The following is a 19,570-nucleotide window of genomic DNA, read 5'->3' as shown; positions in this document are numbered from 1 at the left end:
CGAAGTTTAAACGATATCATTTGAACTGAAAATTTTACACAGCCCACTCCAATGACAGAATAATCTTACAATCGCTGTTGTCCCCTGATTTTTGATTCAGAGTGTAAACGAATAGTTCAACTTATATAAGTTGCATCGCATTAAATCAGACAATCTACAAATAGTTCATCGGATTCACGGCTGTTCCGTTATCCCGCACTTCAAAGTGCAAGTGAGGCCCGGTCGAGTTCCCTGTATTGCCAGACTCGGCAATGGTATCACCTTTACTTACCGTATCTCCCTTGCTGACCTTGAATCCACCTTCACGCAAGTGACCGTACAATGACCACAGACCTCCGCCATGATCAATAATAACCGTATATCCATAACCACTATACCACTCAGCCATAATGACAATCCCGCCGGAAGCCGCATGAACGGATGTGCCTACTGGAACGGCAAAATCGACACCTGCATGCAGTTTGCCTACTTCTCCTGTAATCGGGTGAATCCGCGGACCAAACGGTGAAGAAATGCGTCCACCGGAAACCGGTTTTGCAAAAATGCCGTTGCCGGACGAATAGGTCACTTCACTGTTGCCGCTGGAGCTTACACGTGTTGGCGCCTTGGCTGCTGCTTTGGCACGAGCCGCAGCTTGGGCCCGAGCTTTAGCTGCTGCGGCAGCCTGTTGCTCACGCAATTTATTTTTCTCCTGTAACAGAGCCGAGCGTTTGCCGGCGATTTGCATCAACACAGCTTCCTGCTCTGCCGTCAACTCTTCGGATTGTTCAATTTTAGCATCATATGAAGCCAGAAGCACCTGCTTTTCTTTCTCTTTCTCGTTCAGCTGCGACTTGCGCTGTTTCTTCTGTGAGTACAGGCTTTTGGCTTCCGCATATTGCCGGTCCAAATCTGCCTTTTTCTCTACCACAAGCTGCTTGTCCTTTTTATGTTCATCCAAGAGGTGCTGATCCTGATCCACAATCGTTTTAAGCGAGTCCGCACGGGTCAGAAAATCGGTAAAGCTGGTAGAAGATAAAAGGACATCAAGGTAGGATACTGCCCCATCTGTATACATCAGGCGTACACGTGACTCTAGCAGTTTTTCTCTTGCGACGATCCGTTCTTCTGCTGCTTGCAGATCTTTTTTCGTTGTACGGAGATCTTCCTCCGTATTTTCAATCTGCAACGATACACTCGCCAGCTCATCACTAACGACATTGATCTGTTCCAAGACAACCTTCAGATAGGCATTGGTTTTGTTCTTGTAATGCTGCGCTTCCTGTTTGTTGGCCGCAGCTTTTTTTTGCTCCTGCTTGGCGGAAGCCGCCTTGCTCTCCAGTTGCTGAATCTGTTGATCAATATCGCTGATGCTATTCTTGGCATATCCGTCAGAAGGTTGAAACGTCATACCGGCCAGTAACATAAAGGCCAGCAGCGAAGCGGTTTTTTTCAAAATGATGATCCCCCATCCTATGAATTCACAAGAAAGCAACCTGCACAGGTGGTGAACAGCATGTTCTTTGCTTTCTTTCATCAAAACAACAGTTGCGTCTTTCCTACATATCGTCAAACAGCGTTCAATAATGAACCTGTTTTGGCATTCTTTTCGACATTTTCTACACTTTGAGCGACTTGCGAATGGACAGTGTACTACCCAGAATTCCGACAAGCACCCCTAGTCCAATCAGCAATGTTCCCATCAGTGGCCAAATCTCGCTGAGTGGAATTAAATTCAGCATCTGCATAAAGACATCCTGACCAATCGTTGACATCAACTGGCTGTATCCGAAGAACAGAACGGCGACCGTAATCACGGAACCGATCAATCCAATTAACGCCCCTTCAATAAAGAAAGGCCAGCGAATAAAGGTGTTGGTCGCACCCACCAGCTTCATAATACCAATCTCCCGGCGGCGAGCCAGAATCGTTACGCGAATCGTATTCGAGATCAGGAACATCGACATCAGACCCAGTCCACCGACAAAAATAAATCCGATATTACGAACAAGCTTCGTAAATTTGAACAACACATCTACCGTTTCCTTGCCGTAGTTCACTTTCATGATCGGCTTCTCGGGATGTTTCTCGTTCAATGCTTCAATCTTCTGGGCTACAAAATTGACCGTTTCCGGTTCAATTACTTTAACTTCAATCGTATCCGGCAATGGATTGTTATCTACATCGAAACCACCGAGAACATTATCGGCATTTTCGCCTAAACGTTCACGGAATTCTTTTAATCCTTCGTCCTTCGGAACAATTCGAATTTCGCTGACTTCAGGCATGGCACTGATCTCCTGACCAATGGCATTGCGCAGGTTCTCGTCCACATTCAGCTCCAGAAACGTACTGATTTCTACCTGGCTGTCTACCTGATTGGCCATAGAGTTCACGTTAAGCACAAGCAACATAAACACGCCAAGAATAAACAGAGAGACGATAATCGACATGACGGAGGCTACTGACATCCAGCCATTGCGGAATACGTTCTTGAAGCCCTCCCGCAGATGTCGCAAGAGAGTACTAAAATTCATAACCGTATTCCCCTCTCATCTGATCCCGTACAATCTGTCCGCGTTCAATGGCGATAACCCGTTTACGCATCGTATTAACAATATCTTTGTTGTGTGTTGCCATTACAATCGTTGTTCCCCGGAAATTGATCTCGTCCAGCAGCTGCATAATGCCCCATGACGTCTCGGGGTCCAGATTCCCTGTAGGCTCGTCCGCAATGATTACAGAAGGATTGTTCACGATCGCCCGTGCAATCGCAATCCGTTGCTGTTCTCCGCCGGAGAGCTGTGAAGGTTCACGGTTGGCCTTGTTGCGCAGTCCCACCAGATCGAGCACTTCCATAACCCGTTTCTTGATGTGACGCTTCGGCGCTTCAATAACTTCCATCGCAAATGCCACGTTCTCATACGCTGTCATCTTCGGTAACAGACGGAAATCCTGAAATACCACGCCGATATTACGGCGCACATAAGGAATTTTTCGTGGTTTCAGCTTGCCAATATTAAATCCGTTAATGGATATTTGCCCTTTGGTTGGCACTTCTTCTCTGTACATTAGCTTCATAAATGTCGATTTGCCTGCACCGGATGGACCAACGATATAGACAAACTCATTGCGGTCGATCTTCACCGACACCCCTTGTAATGCGTGGGTACCATTGGCGTAGGTCTTCCACACGTCCTGCATTTCTATCACATCATCACTTCCTGCTCACTTAGTTAGCCATTATGATTTCGACACAATCCCGGCATTTCCTTTAAAAAGGCCTGAAATTCATCAGGAAAAATCCATTCTGTCCCTCTTTTGCTGGTGAAGCATGGATTCATATGAAGTTTATTGTAACAAATTTGTTACCTATTGAGTACCCGAAAGTTTTCCACCCTTGGATCATATAGATAGAGAGTGTTACGAATTCCGGAACAACAGAAGCCAAAAGGAGCGTTCGGTTATGAAAAAAATTCATGTAACGGTCATCGCCCTGTTCTCCCTGCTCTTGATCGGCTCCGCGTCCTATGGATTGCTCTATATGTACGTAAACCAGCCCACTTTGCCCAAAGGGGTACAGATTAGCGGCTGGGCCATCGATGGCAAACATCGCAAAGAGGTACTGGCAGAACTGCACACTCGCATTCAACAATTGCAGGACTGGCCTGTCACACTGGAAGTGGCTGAACCAAACCCGATAACGATGTCACATACTGCTGCCGAACTAGGAGTGAGTTACAGTGCAGACAGCTTCAAGGCCGCAGTACAACAGCTGGATGAGGGGAACCTGTGGGAACGCGCGTATGCACGGTATCAATTTCCCCAGACTTTCTCTTTGGACATGAACTACAACGAACAAACCTTTCAACAATTGCTTAGCCCTGCCTGGGAAAAAGAAACCTTCGGTACACCGACCGAAGCCGTCCGCCGGATCACCGCCAATGATCAAGTGCAGTACATTCCGGAGAAAAGCGTGCGCCGGATCGATTGGAAAACACTCAGCAACCTCATGCAGACCAAGCTGCACAGAGAGCTCAGCGACGTAATGGATGGAGTAAAACCAGAACCCATAAGGATTCTTATACCTCTTTACACCTTGAAACCCGAGGTAACGATCGACTCATTGAAAGATGAAGGCATCGAGCGAAAAATCATTCAATTTTCCACAGGACTGGGAAACAGCAGTCAAGGTCGGATACATAACGTCAGCGCGGCTGCTCAGGCCATCAACGGAATGATTTTGCCGCATGGAGGTGTGTTCGACTATGAAAAGGTAATTCGCAAAGCGGAGAAGGAATATGGTTTTCGGGAAGCACCGGTCATCGTGAATGGCAGGTTGATGCCCGGTATAGGGGGAGGAATCTGTCAGGTATCCAGCACTGTATATAATGCCGCTCTGCTAACGGGTCTGGATATCGTGGAACGGCGTAATCACTCGTTGCCAGTCAAATATATACCGAAAGGGTTAGATGCCACCTTTGCCTCGGGCGCCATTAACTTTCGTTTTCGAAACAGCACCGAGAAATCCCTGTTAATTCATGCCAAAGTGCAAGGCGGACGTATGGTGGTGAAATTTTTCGGCACCTTCCCCGAGAACGTCAGTTATGCGCTGGAGTCCCGTACGATTGAAACGCTGAGTGTTCCGGTAAAATATGTATCCAGTAACGTGCTACCCGAAGGGGCCCAGCAAGTGCTTCAGAATGGACAGCCCGGGTACATCGTTGAGACGGTACGCACGAAGCGAGTTGATGGCAAAGTCGTTGAAACCAAAACAATCTCACGTGACACCTACAAAGCACAAAGCCGTCTGATTGCCCGCTCAGGTCATATTAGCATGCCTGATCCACAGCAACCTTCCGTGGTGGAGGATGGCATTCGTGAGGGGAATCAGCCTTAATTTTAATTGTACAAGTAGAACGAAAGAGATTTACACTTGACACTTCGCTGACAGAATAACCTTCCGATCGCTGTTATCCCCGGATTTTTTGGATTCCCTTTTCCAAAGGGGAAAATCCGGGGATAAAGGCGAACGCTTCGCTTCTCCTGGTTTTTTCTGTCCTCTCCGTTATTGTGTAAATGAAAGTTCAAAGTAAATATAAGCCTTAAAAACACCTAACGAATGATCCGTCAAAAGTAAAAATACACCTGTCTTATACCCTTGTAAGGGATATGAGACAGGTGTATTAGATTTAGGGATTTGTAAAACCGTTTATTGCATGACCTTTTGTTTCCTTAGCTTAAAGTTTGAAAACGATATAAGCCAAGATCATACTGTATTGATTCTTTAAAATACACGGTCAATGATGGCTTGGCTTCGTTATCCTTCTATTTAGTGCCCAGCCGTATACTCGTGTTGCTCTTCTCCTACAACCATTTTCTCGTTTCCCATAAAAAAGGAAGCGATGAGTGCAAGGGCTGCCGGAATAACCGCCCAGGCAAACAGCTGCACAATGGAAGAGGATAACGCATGCGTGATGGACTCCAGTACCTGTGGAGGAATCCCTTGACGTAGCTCTGGCGATAGCAGTGCATGCGGATCGGTCAGATCCATCCCGGCAGGCAGACCCCCTGTAGGCGCTCCAGCCGTTGCACCAGCTTCTCCAGCGGCACCACCCATGCTGTCTGTCATTTTTCGCGTAAAGACTTGACTCTGTACAATGCCAAAGATCGTGATGCCCATCGTCATGCCTAAGGAACGCAGGAAGTTCAGCGTTGAACTGGCGGCACCGCGTCTTTGCGGTTCGAAGGCGTTCATAGCCGCATTACTAAGTACGGAGAAGGAAGCACCGACACCAAGGCCAATCATGACCATGTATACCCGAATGGTCCATAGGGATGAACCTTCATCCAATGTCGTTAATAAACCTAGCCCCACTACAAGCAAAGCCAGCGTTGGAATCATAATATTGCGGTATTTCGTTTTGGTCATAAGTACACCGCCCATGGAAGCTGTCACGACGGAACCTAGCATCATCGGCAACAACACAAGACCCGAGTTGGTCGCTTTGCCACCGAGTACGCCCTGGATGAAAATCGGGATATATACCGATGCCGTAATAAACGCAGCGCCACTGAACATGGCAATGACGTTACTTGACCAATACACCCGCTTGCGGAACATACCGAATGAAATAATCGGCTCTTTGGCCTTCGTTTCTGCATACAAAAAGATTAATGCCAGCACCACGAATCCACCAAACAGCCCTAGAATCTGTGCGGAGTCCCAGGCATACGTTTTACCACCCAGCTCCAGAGCAAAGATCAAACAGACCACGGCACCAATAAGTGTAACGGCACCCAGCCAGTCAATCTGCTGCGACTGATGCTGGTGAGATTCCTTATAGAAAAATGCGATAAACAAAAATGCAATCAAACCGAGCGGCAGATTAATGTAAAACACCCATTCCCATGTGGCATACTCTGTAATGTACGCGCCTAGCAGCGGCCCGAATACACTGGAAAGACCGAACACTGCTCCAAACAAACCACCCAGCTTCCCCCGAGATTCAGGCGCAACGACATCGAACATAATCGTAAACGCGATCGGTACCAGTGCTCCTGCACCAATCCCTTGAATCGCTCTGTACATGGTCAGTTCCACGATGGATGTCGCAGTTCCACACAAAGCGGAGCCAAGCATAAATACGATGATCCCGAAGACAAAAAACTTTTTACGTCCATACATATCCGACAGTTTACCGAAAATCGGCATACCTGCCATCTCAGCCACCATGTAGGCAGAGGTTACCCAGACGAACTTGTCGAGCCCGCCGAGCTTGCCCACGATATCCCCCATAGCTGTAGCCACAATGGTATTATCCATAGAGGCCATTAAGATGCTAAGCAGCAAACCTGCCAGCACAAATCCAATTTTATTGTTGCGTGCAGCCATTGTTGTTAATCTCTCCATTCCCGTTCTATTCATATGACTGCATTAGTATATCCGAAAAGAAGTAACAAGCAATCAGTCCAAGGACCGATTGCTTTATGGCAAAACCTTCTACCTTGAGGGGATAACCATCAGCTCTACTGTTACAAGGTGATAAGGGTCGTCTTCCATCTGTCCTCTTCCCTGCTCCCTTCTAGCTAAATTCGCTCGCTGTTGCCCACCTTCGCCTCCGGATCAACGGATAGTTCGCCCGAGTACTCCACAAACCGGATAGTACAGCCGCGCCCAATATGGACTCGATTCCCTCGAACCGTATCCGCTTCGGTATCTTCAAGCACAATCTCATCACCCTCAATCAGTTGAGCCCTGAAGGATGGCGCACCGCCCAATCCGAGCGCTTTCCATAATCCGCTACGTTCCTTGCGCCGAATGTCGATACGCTCACCGCCTACTTCTCTTGCTGAAGAGGACGTATATAAACGAATCTCCACACTGTCCGCATTGAGAAGTCCGCCCACCTTAATATTGCCCTGAACGTTGATTCTCTCTCCCTGCACATCTCCATCAATCGTCGCCATACCACCGATATCAATACGTTCACTGTCCACTCTACCGCGTACGTTACACTTTCCGTTCACCGTAAACTCAGGCGTAGACAGGTCTCCATTAATCGTGGTCATCCCATCCACACGTACCCGATTGCTGAGCAGTGGACCATTAATGGTACACATTCCATTAACCATCGTACTCTCGGCACGCGCCGCACCATGAACTCCCAATGTTCCATTGACATCGAGAGATTGAGTCCGCAGTTCTCCCTCCACTTTAGCCATTCCGTTGATCGTTGTGCTCTCGGAGACGAGGGAACCGTAGATTTTCAGCGTGCCGTTAACGCTTAGGGAGGAACAATCCAGATCACCGTCCAGTTTAGCCATACCGTCAATATTTACTCGGTGATAAGAACCGCCTGTTGTTTTGCGAGAGCCTGTGACATTCAAATCATTTCTTAAGTGACGTTCTTCCATTCGTAAAATCCCCCTCAGCCCAATTTAAGTTTCAATTCTTCCATGAACGTCGCAAGCGGAATGCGAAGTACCACTTTTACCCCTTGATCAAAATAAAGTTCAGCTCCCGAGTTCACTACCATAAAGGCAGGTACGCCCATCTTGCGAATAAGCATCAATTCACTAGCACGGTCACGAAACCGGTAATAGTGTTCAGACATTACATCAATCAGGAGTAACCCCTCCTGTTGAGTGATATCCCCGCTGAGAAGCAGCTTTTCAAGCACATAAAGCATCATAATCTGTTCGAGACCATATAATGACTGCTGGCGCCCAGCCTCGTTTAACAGATCAAGTGAAGCTAACGAAACAATGTTTCGATCCAGCAGCTGTTGGTCTGACATCTCCACCTCACCAAGTGTTGGCGAGAACACATCTGCCAGTTCATCCAGTGACAATCCGTCTTTCATATGAATAATCTTGTCGATCCGCTGTAAAATCTGCTGTTTAGGGAAAAATGTTTCCTGTCCCGTAAAAGAAGACTTTCGAATAAACCACTCCTCAGGAATCAGGTTTTTTCGTTTCCAGCGATATAGTTGACCGTATGAAATGCCTGTCAGGTCAAGTAGCTCTTTTTTGGAGATCAAATCATCCGTCAATTTCAGGACCCCCTTTTCATCAAAGCCAGTGTAACAAAACATTGTTACGTTGTAAAGACGCGCGGATCATATGTGATGAAAATAATCTATTCTTCGTTTAATCATTTCTTTGTTTTTTTCAGAAAACGGATTATACAAAGGATATTTGCCCAGGTATCGAATACGTTTTATATCCTGTCATTGCGTTTACTTTATTTTGGGTATAACCTTGAATAGTAGCTGATATCCTTCAGCTTTCTTACCTTATCCATTGCATAGAAACATCCTTTTAAACTTCCATCTATGAAAGGGGTTACTTTTTGGTATGGCACTCATTAAATGTGATTTCTACTCGGATGCCCTCGGATTAAGTACAAGCATGCATGTGATTCTGCCACAGCAGACCCACAATCAGATCGGAATGGAAAACGTCACTGGTTCTGGTCTGCACCCAACCCTGTATTTGCTTCACGGGATGTCGGATGACGATTCCATCTGGCTACGCCGCACTTCGATTGAACGTTATGTCGCTTCACTCGGAATCGCGGTCGTTATGCCTCAGGTTCATCGCAGCTTCTACACGGACATGGCAGAGGGAGGACAATACTGGACATTCATTAGTGAGGAATTGCCTAAACTTGCGCGCTCCTTCTTCCCGCTGTCACCGAAACGCGAAGATAATTTCGTTGCTGGCCTATCCATGGGCGGATACGGTGCATTCAAGCTGGCTCTACGAAAACCGGATCAGTACGCTGCGGCGGCAAGTCTTTCGGGTGCTCTTGACATGGCCGCTCATTTGAACAACGACGTCCCATCTGCCTTACGACAGGCTGAACTGTTACGTATCTTCGGACCTCAATTTGCAGGCTCAGAGAACGATTTAATCCATTTGCTCCAGGAGAGTAAACACAACCCGGCTTCAAGACCACTCCTCTATCAATGTTGTGGAACAGAGGATTTTCTGTATGAAGATAATCAGACATTCCGTAAAGCCTGCGCCGAGACAGACTTCAAGTTAACTTATGAGGAAGAACCCGGGGAACATGAATGGGGTTACTGGGATATGAAAATCCAGAATGTGTTGAAGTGGTTACCGTTGTCCAAAAGAGACTAAGGCACATAAGAGAGGCCTCCCTCTCCTGCATTAATAGCCCACTTAAAAAGCAGGCTTAAAGTGGACTGTGCCTCCTCGGTTACTATAACTAACCTGAAGGTACAGTTTATCTCAGCCTGCTTTTAATCATCTTTTAATCATATTCGCTCAACCTCTTAATACTCCGCTTTCCCTTCTTCCGGCAACAATGCTTTGATCCGAAAGGCCATCCGAAGACGTAACGTCTCTTCCGGGTCTTTCAAGCTGCGGCCAATAATCTCCTCGCATTTTTCCAGCCGATAAATGACGGTATTCCGATGAATATAAAGTCGTTTTGCCGTCTCGGCAAGATGACAATGCGTTTCCAGGTATACGGACAAGGTATGAAGCAACATATGGTGATCCTTAAGTGTCTCATCTTCGAATCCTTGCATCGTATCCACATAAAATTTTCTCAGATGATCATGGGGGATCAAACGCAAAATTTCAGATACTTCCTTCGGCTGATACAATTCAACGAAGCGTACTTTTCCCGATATACTTCCGAAGTAGAGTGCTTCGTTCGCCTCTTTAAAAGATAAAGGAATCTGGCTAAGTGGCTGGGCATAACTGCTAAGACCAAAAGACAGTTCCGATTCATAATACATGGCAATTTTACGTTGCAGACGTTCCAATAGTTCGATCAAAGACGGCTTGATCATCTCCCACTCTTCAACCAGCGGCATGAGTAACACATAGGAGCGGTCATGGGTAAACAAATATATGGGATGGCGGAATTGCGCTAGCTCTCCTTGAAGATGTTCGGCAATCTGATCCTGTTCTGCCTTGTATTGCATGAATGATGTCGAACGATCCTTGCCATTCAGCTTGCCGACCACACAAAGGTACCGTTGATCGCTGGACAGTCCGAACTCCCTTGCCCGGTTTGCAATCTCCTCGTTGCTTGAGAAGACCCCTCCAATAAAGTTTGTAAAAAACTCATTCTGGATCCGGCGCCGATTCTGCTTCAATGCATTATCCTTCATTAATTCAAACGCAATCACGTTCGTTGCCTGTTCAATGGTCAGAATGCTTGAACGTTCGGAAGGTGATATGAAACCGGTAATACACAGGAAATGAAGTTGCCTATGGGTGTATACGGGAAATAATGTTAACGTTTCACGTTCCTCACCTAACAAGGAAAATGCCGAGAACACGGAAGGCGCAACATGAATCTGACCGCCGCCAGATAATAAAATTTCCAGTTGTGCAGCTGTTTTAGCAGGAACTCGGCCGAAGATTGGCTGTAGATATGGCCCGAGCAGATAAACAGGAAATCGCAGTAAATCAGATAATTGATCAAGCAGCTTAGGTATACCTTGACCGCTCATAATTTGTTGAGTGAACTGGCGATGGGTCTGTATCGCATTATGCAACTCCATTGTTCGCACATCGAGGATATGGCTTAGAGATTTGTTGACAATATCACCTAGCGAAGGATCAACAGGAAGTTCCACCAGAGGCAGACCCAACTCGTTTGCCAGCTGAACTGCGGATTCAGGAATGCTGCCGAGAAACCTTTTGCTTTTGATGCCCAGCCCTGCACATTCCTGTTGTCCCATCTCACGAATCAGCTCGAGCAGAGCCGGCAGGTCATCCTTGAAGTGAAAAGCCGTCGTAATCAGCAACTCATTTCTTTTCAAGTACGGAATAATATCAGGAGCATCCATCATATTGACGGTATGAACTTCTCTATTCAAACCATCGCTCCCCCCTACTACGATTGCTCCGTTGAATACTGCCAGCTTCAGCAAGTCACTCATTTTCATCCTTCTCCACCCCTATGGTTAACATGCACAACGAATTCGGCTATTCTTCTACATTTTCGTGAATGATTTTTAACTTTTTTTATTTTACGATGAATTAAACGCAATGCCAAGTTAATTAATCTAACATCGGTCGGAAAGCTAGCGTTGCCGGAATGGGGGATACTGCATTTGATGATTGAACAACCAAAACCATCTGCCTTGTCTAAGCAGATCGAAGAGATGGTCGAATGGCTGGCTTCGTACGGAAAAGACAGTAACGGCGGCGTAACCCGTTTGCTCTATGACCCGGCTTGGAGCGCAGCTCAGAAGGCGATTCAAGCTAAGATAGAACAACTTGGTTTATCTGCACGCTATGACGATGTCGGCAATTTGTTTGGTCGGCTTTCCGGACGTGATCCTGAAGCAAACGTAGTGTTAACCGGATCTCATGTCGACACTGTGATCGGCGGCGGCAAATATGACGGAGCCTATGGGATCATTGCAGCACTCATTGCTGTGGAACATTTGCTCACACATTATGGTCAGCCACTCAAACCTATCGAAGTGGTATCGTTGTGCGAAGAAGAAGGTAGTCGTTTTCCAATGACTTATTGGGGCTCAGGCAACATAACGGGGGTTAAAGAACGCGAGGCCGTTCACCAAATCAACGATGTAAACGGAATCCCCTTCGAACAGGCGATGCACGAGGCAGGATTCGGACTCGGGCTTCACGCACAGCCAACACGCAAAGACCTGGAATGTTTTATTGAACTGCACATCGAACAAGGCCAAGTCCTTGAACGCGAAAAGAAATCGATCGGCATCGTCAGTCACATCGTGGGACAACGACGCTATAACATTACGGTATACGGCGAAAGCAATCATGCCGGAACAACACCTATGCAGTGGCGTCATGATGCGATGTTCACCTCAGCCGAGCTGATCCGAATATTGATGCATCGGGCCAAAGCCCATGAATCCGGACTTGTTGCCACCGTTGGACGTATGGAAGTTAAACCGAATGTAGGCAATGTCATTGCACGAGAAGTTACCTTTAGCCTGGATGTTCGTCACAGTGATGCGAAGATCATTGAGCAATTTTGCGAGGCATGCTTCAGTGAATTCGAGATTGTCGCCTCTGAACACGGAACAACGGTCGCTTGCCATAAGTGGATGGATGAACCTCCCGTTGCGATGGATTGCACGTTAAACCAGACAGCCGAGGAGATTTTAGAAAGCGAAGGTGTTTCGTACAAAAGAATGACCAGCGGAGCAGGACATGACTCACAGATTTTCGGCACATATTGTCCAACAGGATTATTATTCGTACCAAGCCAGGGCGGCATTAGCCACTCCCCTGCTGAATTCACCCCTACGGAAGATTTACAGCGCGGAGTTCGCCTGTTAATCGACCTGTTATACAAGCTGGCATACTGAATGAACAACCAGAAATCAGGAGGCGATGACGAGATGACACAGTACCGGGAAATCCATGCACCTTTGAGAACTATTATGACCCCAGGACCGGTCGAGGTTGACCCGAGAGTTTTAAGAGCGATGGCAACGCCCATTTTGGGTCAGTTCGATCCGGAATTCACCCGAATGATGAACGAAACGATGGACATGTTGCGGCAGACATTCCAAACGACGAACCAGTGGGCCTTTCCGGTTGATGGCACTTCACGTTCCGGTCTGGAAGCCGTGCTGTGCAGCCTGATCGAGCCAGGGGACAAAGTGCTTGTTCCTATCTTCGGACGCTTCGGACATTTGCTAACTGAAATTGCCGAACGCCACGGCGCAGAACTCCATCTCATGGAATGCCCATGGGGAGAAGTATTCGACCAACAAGCAGTAATTGATGAGGTAAAACGGGTTCAGCCGAAAATTTTAGCCATCGTACACGGCGAGACTTCAACAGGTTGCATGCAGCCACTGGACCAGATCGGTCCAGCTTGCCGGGAACTTGGTGTATTAACAGTCGTTGATGCTGTTGCTTCCATCGGCGGCGCCCCCGTCAAAGTAGATGAATGGCAACTCGATGCCGTGATTGGCGGCACCCAAAAGTGCATATCCGTCCCTTCTGGCATGGCTCCCGTGACATACAACGAGCGGGTGGAACGCATTCTGGCAAGTCGAAAAAAGGTAGAACGCGGTGTTGCACTTGAGAGTGATCGCCGTGATGTTGCACATCCCATCCGCAGTAACTACTTTGATCTGAGCCAGCTACAAGATTACTGGGGGCCACGCCGGTTGAACCATCATACGGAGGCGACGTCTATGCTTTACGCCCTGCGTGAAGGATTGCGCATTCTGCTGGAGGAAGGACTTGAAACACGCTTCGAACGTCATCGATTGCATGAAAAAGCACTGATGGCAGGTATACGCGGCATGGGTCTGGAGCTGTTCAACGATAAAGCATGGAAGCTTCCAGTCGTTACCTGTGTAAAAATTCCTGCAGGCATTGATGGCGAGTCTGTACGAACTACACTTCTGACCCAGTTCGGTATTGAGATCGCCAGCTCATTCGGACCGTTACATGGGCAGATTTGGAGAATCGGTACCATGGGTTACAGTTGTCGGAAAGAAAACGTACTATTCGTCCTATCCGCACTGGAAGCTGTGTTAATTCGTCATAAAGCTCCGATTGTGATTGGACGCGGGGTTCAAGAGGCCCTCGACGTTTACGAGCACGCAGAATAAAGCTACCTTGTAAAGCTCTGAGGCATTATAATATCGCATAGAAACAGGGCTGTTTTCCAATTAGGATCAAGGCTATTTTTCAATATTGAAAGGATTCCGGGAACTGCCGGAATCCTTTTGTACAATTCAGACTTCGTTCAAGATATATCAACTGCATCACGGATTGCCTGAATGCATGGGAAACATTTTCAACGAAGATCCACACGGAAGGTGACACATGCTTAAAATCAATTGGCTCCGCTCGGGTCTGGGCGGGCTGCAATGGCTGTTTTTTTTATTTACCAATACGGTAGTTATACCTATTACAGTTGGGGCGGCATTTGCATTGCCTCAGGAACGAATTCAATTTCTGATCCAGTGTTCTTTTATTCTCACCGGAATCGCATGTGCTTTACAAGCATGGCTTGGACATCAAAGATCCGTCATGGAAGGACAGTCGGGGTTATGGTGGGGTGTCATTCTGAGCCTTAGCGCATCCGCCCCCTCCCTTGGTATATCCTTGACGGAACTCGGGGGAAGTCTCGCCGTAGGTATTCTGATCTCGGGTGTGATCACAATTCTGATTGGCTTGTGCGGTCTCGCTACGCCTTTGTCGAAATTATTTACGCCAGGAGTCATGGCTGTATTTATGTTCTTACTTGGCTGCCGACTGAATATCATTTTTCTCGAAGGTATGCTTGGTATCTCATCCGGCTCTTCCGATAAAGCGAACGTAATCCAACCTGCCGTTTTTCTACTGGCGGCAGCTGTGGCTGTTTTCGTTTCTGTCTTATCTATAAAAGCACGGTCAGCCATAGCACAGTACGCTTTACTGATTGGTATTTTGGGCGGCTGGGCATTACATGCATTTATCTTCGGTAGCTCAGGGGGAACATCCAACTCCGGAACACTCGATGCAGGCTGGTTTCCACTCGGAGAACCTGCGGGTGGATTAAACACTGGCGTAATCGCGATCGCCGTGATTGCCGGTTTAATCAACACTTCAAACACATTTGGCGCCTTGAAAGGTACCGACGCTATTTATGAGCACGAAGCGACGAGCGGCCAGTATAAACGTTCTTTTACAATCAGCGGCATTCTTGCAGTGATTTCAGGTCTGCTTGGACTTGTTCCATACGCTCCATACGTTAGTTCTGTCGGCTTTCTCCAACAAACCCGTATGCGAAAACGACTTCCATTTGTCATTGGGGGTCTGCTGTTTGCAACCATCGGCCTGATTCCAGCTATCACCGGTTTATTGACACAACTTCCGCTTAGTATCGGAAGCGCTGTACTATTCGTGACGTACCTTCGCTTGTTAGGTTCTTCACTCCAGTATTTCGGACAGCTTCATATGGACGCAGCCAACCTCTACCGGACGGCTGCGCCATTATTCATAGGTATTATCGTTATGGGATTACCCTCGGAAATTTTTACAACATTACCCCCATTGCTACGTCCACTTCTCGGAAACGGGCTTTTGGTAGGCATTTTACTGGCTTTGTTGTTGAACCAAGTCCACTCCCGCCCCTCCCTGAGTGCACTAAGCCCTAGTATAAGAACGAAAGGGGAATAACCAATGAAACATTCTAATCAGGAACAGACAGAGACACGGTCAATGAGTACAGGTCCAAAAAAATCAACAGATGCACTCCGGTCTAATCACTGGGGGGCATACGTTAATGTAGAAGTCAAACTTCCGGCTACCCGGTCTGGCCCACTAAATGGACTAACCTTTGCAGTCAAAGATGTCTTCCATATTCAGGGAGAAACAAGCGGAGCAGGCAATCCCGATTGGCTCCGCACACATGAGCCTGCCACATCTACTGCTCCTGCATTGCTTACCCTGCTGGAGAATGGCGCAAACCTAGAAGGCACAACACAGACGGACGAACTGATGTACAGTCTGAATGGGGAAAATGCTCATTACGGTACGCCAACCAATCCCCTCGCTTCGGATCGGATTCCAGGCGGTTCATCAAGTGGTTCAGCCGTGGCAGCAGCAGCGGGGCTCGCCAATTTCGCCATTGGAACCGATACCGGTGGGTCCGTACGCATCCCCTCTTCGTATTGCGGACTGTACGGGTTCCGCCCAACGCATGGTGCCGTGTCGGCAGAGGGGGTCATTCCTCTTGCACATAGCTTCGATACTGTCGGCTGGATGAGCAAGGATATCACTATTTTACGTAACGTAGGCAACGTGCTAATGAAAGAAAGGCTTCTTTTGAAGGAAAATGGATCACAAATTGCAACTGACTTAAATATGAAACCGTTCACTCAGTTCTTCATAGCGACAGAAGCATGGGAGCTACCTGAAGCTGAGGATTGTTCGCTTTTGCTCTCAACATTACACAAAATTGAGGAATGGCAACCAGAAGGCTATCAAACCATTAACCTAACCGAACCTGCCGAGAGCTTGGCAGACTGGTCAGCGGCATTCCGTGTCCTTCAAGGGCTGGAAATTGCGAACGAACACAGCGACTGGCTTACAAAAGAACGTCCGACATTTGGCCCAGGAATCGCAGAACGCTTCGAATGGGCTTGCTCTCTTGAGAAATCTGCTAGCGAGGCCGAAGCGGAGCTGCGCGCTCGTGTGCAACGTAACCTCGTTAACTTGTTAGGGGAAGATGGTCTGCTAGCCATTCCAACTGCACCGGGCCCAGCTCCCCTTCTGGGATTGAAAGGTCCTGAAGCAGAAGCTTACCGCGCCAAAACGATGCAACTCTCCTGTATCGCAGGGCTCTCCGGCCTGCCTCAGGTTACAGTTCCTGTTCTCCGTCCTGACGGACTACCCATAGGGCTATCTTTTATCGGTGGTACGAAGACGGATCTTAAGTTATTAGATTGGACAGCAAAACAGTTTGCGGAAGAAGTGTGCCGATGAAACTTGTAACGATTGAAGATAAGGGGCGGGAGCAAGTTGCTTTTTGGACGGATCGGGGCATTACTCCACTGGCTTGGCTGAACGAGCAATTCGGCACGAGCTGGGATACAGATCTGTTTACTTTGCTACAAAATAATCAACTCACCGTACTGCGTAGCTGGTACAGCAATGAACACGAACAACTTACGTCACTGCCTTCTCTGCCGGCCAGTGACGTATCCTATCGTGCGCTGTATCGCCGCCCTGGGAAAATCATTGGTGTAGGCATGAACTACTGGGACAAAGCCATCGAACTATCGGGACGCCCACCCGAGGATGAACCCGTTATTTTTCTCAAACCTGATTCATCCCTGATTGGCTCCGGGGAAACGATCCGTCTACCGGATTCGGCCGGACAGGTCACTGCTGAGGCAGAACTGGCAATTGTCATCGGACAAACATGCAAAGCCATTCGCGAAGATCAAGCCATGAGTTTCATAGCAGGTTACACAACATCACTCGACATGACCGCCAAAGAAATTCACGCCCGCAACCCCCGGTTCATGCAACGTGCCAAAAGCTTTGACACGTTCCTGAGTCTTGGCTCTTCCCTCTCGACACCTGATGAATACGACAATCTGAACGAACTTGAGATTCAAACGATACACAATGGCGAGGTTACTCATCGCAATACCGTTGATCACATGATCTTCTCACCTGCGTACCTGATTTCTTTCCTTTCGAATGTGATGACACTTCATCCGGGAGATGTCATTTTGACGGGCACCCCGGGATCAGTCACCATTCAGCCAGGCGATTCCGTTGGCTGTCAGATTGAAGGGCTTAGGAAGCTAGATAATACGGTAGAGAGCTAAACCCGAACAATGTAAGGTTTTTTTGAACACAAAAATGCAATTTTCACACCACTCCTCCCATATGTAACATACAACGTCATATTTTTTCATGCAAATTCAACAGAAATTACGATAACAATCTACGTTTTTGTCAATGAATTGTACATACAAGATGATAAAATAAGAGATACAAAGAGCAGGTAAGGATACATAACATTATTGAGTTATTTTATCTTACATGTTTTATATCATCTGTGGTGTGCAGACAGGAATGGATGGAATGACTCGTTAATTCAGAGATCGACCAGCCTTGCGGCATCCCATATCAAAGAGGAGTGGGGCAGATATGTCAACGAATTTGGCAGGACAAGTACTGGAACAGACCCAGCTACACGAAGAAATCAGTATCGACGACTCCTTGAAACCGAAACAGGAGAGCGACAGAACGATCGGATCAGTACCCTACATGTTCATGTGGATCGGGGATGGCGTGAACCTCGGTAACATGACGCTCGGAGCAAGCCTCATCGTTGCAGGTGTCGCTACACTCAATGTCTTCCAGACGTTTGTCGCTGCGATGATTGCCATTGCGATCATTTCCGTAATCTTTGCAATAAATGACCGGTTTGGTTATCGAACAGGTATCCCATATGTCGTTCAACTGCGCATGTCTTTTGGCATCAAGGGATCGATCATCTCCTCATTTTTACGTGGCGTGCCTGCCATCGTATGGTACGGTTTCCAGAGCTGGGTCGGAGCAACGGCCTTGAATGAAATTGTTAAAGTATTAAGCGGTGGCAGCTTAGACAGCATTCCTGTTTGTTTTATCTTGCTACAGGCCGTTCAGATTGTCCTGTCACTTTATGGCTTTCACGCAATCAAGTGGGTGGAGACCCTCGCCTCCGTCGTTATTATGCTTGCACTCGTCTATGTATTCACCTTATTACTTAACTCCCACAGCACAGCTATTACTGAAAATTGGGTGAATGCCAAAGGCACATGGGGACTTCCATTCTTTGCTTTCATCATGGTATTCCTCGGCAACTATGCAGCCATCTTTCTAAGTGCAGGTGATTATTCTCGTGAGCTGAAGAGCGGCATGAGTGACAAAAAGCGTAGTATGCTCTACTTCTTCCCGATCGTTATCGCTTATGGATTCGTTCTGACGATTGGTGCAATGATGGCTGCAGCAACAGGCATCTCTAATCCAGTCAAAGCATTTGCTGTTATTGTGGACAACCCATACATCACCGTATTTGTTTCAGCCTTCATTGTCATTGGTGCAGTTGCTGTTAACATGGTCGCTAACATCGTACCACCCGCTTACGTCATCTCGCTTGTTACCAAGCTTAAATACAAAGCATCTGTTGTCATCACTGGCTTGCTCGCCCTCTGTTCGTTCCCGTGGGTACTCGTACAGGATTCCTCGGCTCAAGGTTTGAATACATTTATTCTAATCTATTCCGCTTTCCTGGGGCCTATCGTATCGATTATGCTGGTCGAATATTACATCTTGCGGAAACAGAAGGTTGATACAGCAGAATTATATCTCGATAACGGCTCATTTAAAGGATATAACCCAAGTGCCTTGATAGCTATGCTCATCGGAGCTGGAGCAGCCTTCCTGCTCGTTGACATCGGCTGGATTATCGGCTTCATTACAGCAGGCCTATCCTATCTGCTACTCAGCAAATTCGCCTTTAAGGGTTCCTCGTTCAAGAAAGGTACCATCTACGAATAAATGAGCCTGACTTGACTGTAAGGGCCAAACCATTTAAACA

15 protein-coding genes are annotated in these 19,570 nt (G+C 47.4%); 8 read left to right on the top strand and 7 right to left on the bottom strand.

Features of this window, described 5'->3' with window-relative positions; all coding sequences use genetic code 11:
• Positions 1-154: 154 nt before the first annotated feature.
• From FS818_RS21590 to ftsE, 3 genes are all read right to left on the bottom strand, one after another.
• A complete protein-coding gene (locus tag FS818_RS21590; protein ID WP_145334647.1) occupies positions 155-1,435 on the bottom strand; it encodes a murein hydrolase activator EnvC family protein in 1,281 nt (426 codons plus the stop codon).
• Positions 1,436-1,598: 163 nt separating this feature from the next.
• A complete protein-coding gene (gene ftsX, locus FS818_RS21585) occupies positions 1,599-2,516 on the bottom strand; it encodes a permease-like cell division protein FtsX (RefSeq protein ID WP_145334565.1) in 918 nt (305 codons plus the stop codon).
• Positions 2,506-3,192, bottom strand: a complete 687-nt coding sequence (gene ftsE, locus FS818_RS21580) for a cell division ATP-binding protein FtsE (protein ID WP_090922994.1) — start codon at positions 3,190-3,192, stop codon at positions 2,506-2,508. Before ftsE ends, ftsX begins: the two co-directional genes overlap by 11 nt.
• Positions 3,193-3,445: 253 nt before the next feature.
• Between ftsE and FS818_RS21575 the strand changes: the two genes are divergently transcribed.
• Entirely contained in the window at positions 3,446-4,879 is a 1,434-nt protein-coding gene (locus tag FS818_RS21575; protein WP_145334563.1) for a VanW family protein, read from the top strand.
• 432 nt (positions 4,880-5,311) lie between these two features.
• On the opposite strand, the gene FS818_RS21570 is transcribed toward FS818_RS21575, so the two are convergent.
• The 3 genes from FS818_RS21570 to FS818_RS21560 form a co-directional block, all read right to left on the bottom strand.
• Positions 5,312-6,874: an MDR family MFS transporter gene (locus FS818_RS21570; RefSeq protein WP_145334645.1), complete on the bottom strand. Its 1,563-nt coding sequence runs from the start codon at positions 6,872-6,874 to the stop codon at positions 5,312-5,314.
• Positions 6,875-7,068: 194 nt separating this feature from the next.
• Positions 7,069-7,896, bottom strand: coding sequence for a polymer-forming cytoskeletal protein (locus tag FS818_RS21565; RefSeq protein ID WP_145334561.1), 828 nt, complete (start codon positions 7,894-7,896; stop codon positions 7,069-7,071).
• Positions 7,897-7,910: 14 nt separating this feature from the next.
• Positions 7,911-8,534 carry a YhbD family protein gene (locus tag FS818_RS21560; RefSeq protein ID WP_145334559.1) on the bottom strand — a complete coding sequence of 208 codons (624 nt, stop codon included), beginning with the start codon at positions 8,532-8,534 and terminating at the stop codon, positions 7,911-7,913.
• A gap of 304 nt (positions 8,535-8,838) precedes the next feature.
• Between FS818_RS21560 and FS818_RS21555 the strand changes: the two genes are divergently transcribed.
• Complete coding sequence (locus FS818_RS21555; protein WP_145334557.1) at positions 8,839-9,627, top strand: alpha/beta hydrolase; 789 nt, start codon at positions 8,839-8,841, stop codon at positions 9,625-9,627.
• Between the two features lie 155 nt (positions 9,628-9,782).
• On the opposite strand, the gene FS818_RS21550 is transcribed toward FS818_RS21555, so the two are convergent.
• Positions 9,783-11,414 (bottom strand): PucR family transcriptional regulator, encoded by a 1,632-nt coding sequence (locus tag FS818_RS21550; protein WP_145334555.1) that lies wholly within the window; start codon positions 11,412-11,414, stop codon positions 9,783-9,785.
• 171 nt (positions 11,415-11,585) lie between these two features.
• Between FS818_RS21550 and allC the strand changes: the two genes are divergently transcribed.
• The 6 genes from allC (at position 11,586) to FS818_RS21520 (ending at position 19,530) form a co-directional block, all read left to right on the top strand.
• Complete coding sequence (gene allC / locus FS818_RS21545) at positions 11,586-12,830, top strand: allantoate deiminase (RefSeq protein ID WP_145334553.1); 1,245 nt, start codon at positions 11,586-11,588, stop codon at positions 12,828-12,830.
• Between the two features lie 33 nt (positions 12,831-12,863).
• On the top strand, positions 12,864-14,093 hold the full coding sequence (locus tag FS818_RS21540; protein ID WP_145334643.1) for a pyridoxal-phosphate-dependent aminotransferase family protein: 1,230 nt from the start codon (positions 12,864-12,866) through the stop codon (positions 14,091-14,093).
• Between the two features lie 217 nt (positions 14,094-14,310).
• On the top strand, positions 14,311-15,648 hold the full coding sequence (locus FS818_RS21535; RefSeq protein WP_145334551.1) for a uracil/xanthine transporter: 1,338 nt from the start codon (positions 14,311-14,313) through the stop codon (positions 15,646-15,648).
• A gap of 42 nt (positions 15,649-15,690) precedes the next feature.
• The gene (locus FS818_RS21530) at positions 15,691-16,956 is read left to right on the top strand and encodes an amidase (protein WP_145334641.1); all 1,266 of its coding nucleotides are present in this window, start codon (positions 15,691-15,693) and stop codon (positions 16,954-16,956) included.
• A complete protein-coding gene (locus FS818_RS21525; protein WP_145334549.1) occupies positions 16,953-17,810 on the top strand; it encodes a fumarylacetoacetate hydrolase family protein in 858 nt (285 codons plus the stop codon). Before FS818_RS21530 ends, FS818_RS21525 begins: the two co-directional genes overlap by 4 nt.
• Before the next feature lie 325 nt (positions 17,811-18,135).
• Positions 18,136-19,530: an NCS1 family transporter gene (locus FS818_RS21520; RefSeq protein WP_145334547.1), complete on the top strand. Its 1,395-nt coding sequence runs from the start codon at positions 18,136-18,138 to the stop codon at positions 19,528-19,530.
• Positions 19,531-19,570: the final 40 nt, after the last annotated feature.

Origin of the sequence: Paenibacillus xylanexedens (assembly GCF_007680605.1) — a bacterium.
Lineage (GTDB): Bacteria > Bacillota > Bacilli > Paenibacillales > Paenibacillaceae > Paenibacillus > Paenibacillus xylanexedens_B.
Note: the sequence above shows the minus strand (reverse complement) of the source record. Positions and strands in the feature narration are given on the sequence as shown.

Bases quoted from the DNA above. Each gene is read 5' to 3' on its own strand.
- ftsX (WP_145334565.1), bottom strand. From the start codon at position 2,516: ATGAATTTTAGTACTCTCTTGCGACATCTGCGGGAGGGCTTCAAGAAC.
- FS818_RS21575 (WP_145334563.1), top strand. From the start codon at position 3,446: ATGAAAAAAATTCATGTAACGGTCATCGCCCTGTTCTCCCTGCTCTTG.
- FS818_RS21570 (WP_145334645.1), bottom strand. From the start codon at position 6,874: ATGGCTGCACGCAACAATAAAATTGGATTTGTGCTGGCAGGTTTGCTG.
- FS818_RS21565 (WP_145334561.1), bottom strand. From the start codon at position 7,896: ATGGAAGAACGTCACTTAAGAAATGATTTGAATGTCACAGGCTCTCGC.
- FS818_RS21555 (WP_145334557.1), top strand. From the start codon at position 8,839: ATGGCACTCATTAAATGTGATTTCTACTCGGATGCCCTCGGATTAAGT.
- FS818_RS21550 (WP_145334555.1), bottom strand. From the start codon at position 11,414: ATGAAAATGAGTGACTTGCTGAAGCTGGCAGTATTCAACGGAGCAATC.
- allC (WP_145334553.1), top strand. From the start codon at position 11,586: ATGATTGAACAACCAAAACCATCTGCCTTGTCTAAGCAGATCGAAGAG.
- FS818_RS21540 (WP_145334643.1), top strand. From the start codon at position 12,864: ATGACACAGTACCGGGAAATCCATGCACCTTTGAGAACTATTATGACC.
- FS818_RS21535 (WP_145334551.1), top strand. From the start codon at position 14,311: ATGCTTAAAATCAATTGGCTCCGCTCGGGTCTGGGCGGGCTGCAATGG.
- FS818_RS21530 (WP_145334641.1), top strand. From the start codon at position 15,691: ATGAGTACAGGTCCAAAAAAATCAACAGATGCACTCCGGTCTAATCAC.
- FS818_RS21525 (WP_145334549.1), top strand. From the start codon at position 16,953: ATGAAACTTGTAACGATTGAAGATAAGGGGCGGGAGCAAGTTGCTTTT.
- FS818_RS21520 (WP_145334547.1), top strand. From the start codon at position 18,136: ATGTCAACGAATTTGGCAGGACAAGTACTGGAACAGACCCAGCTACAC.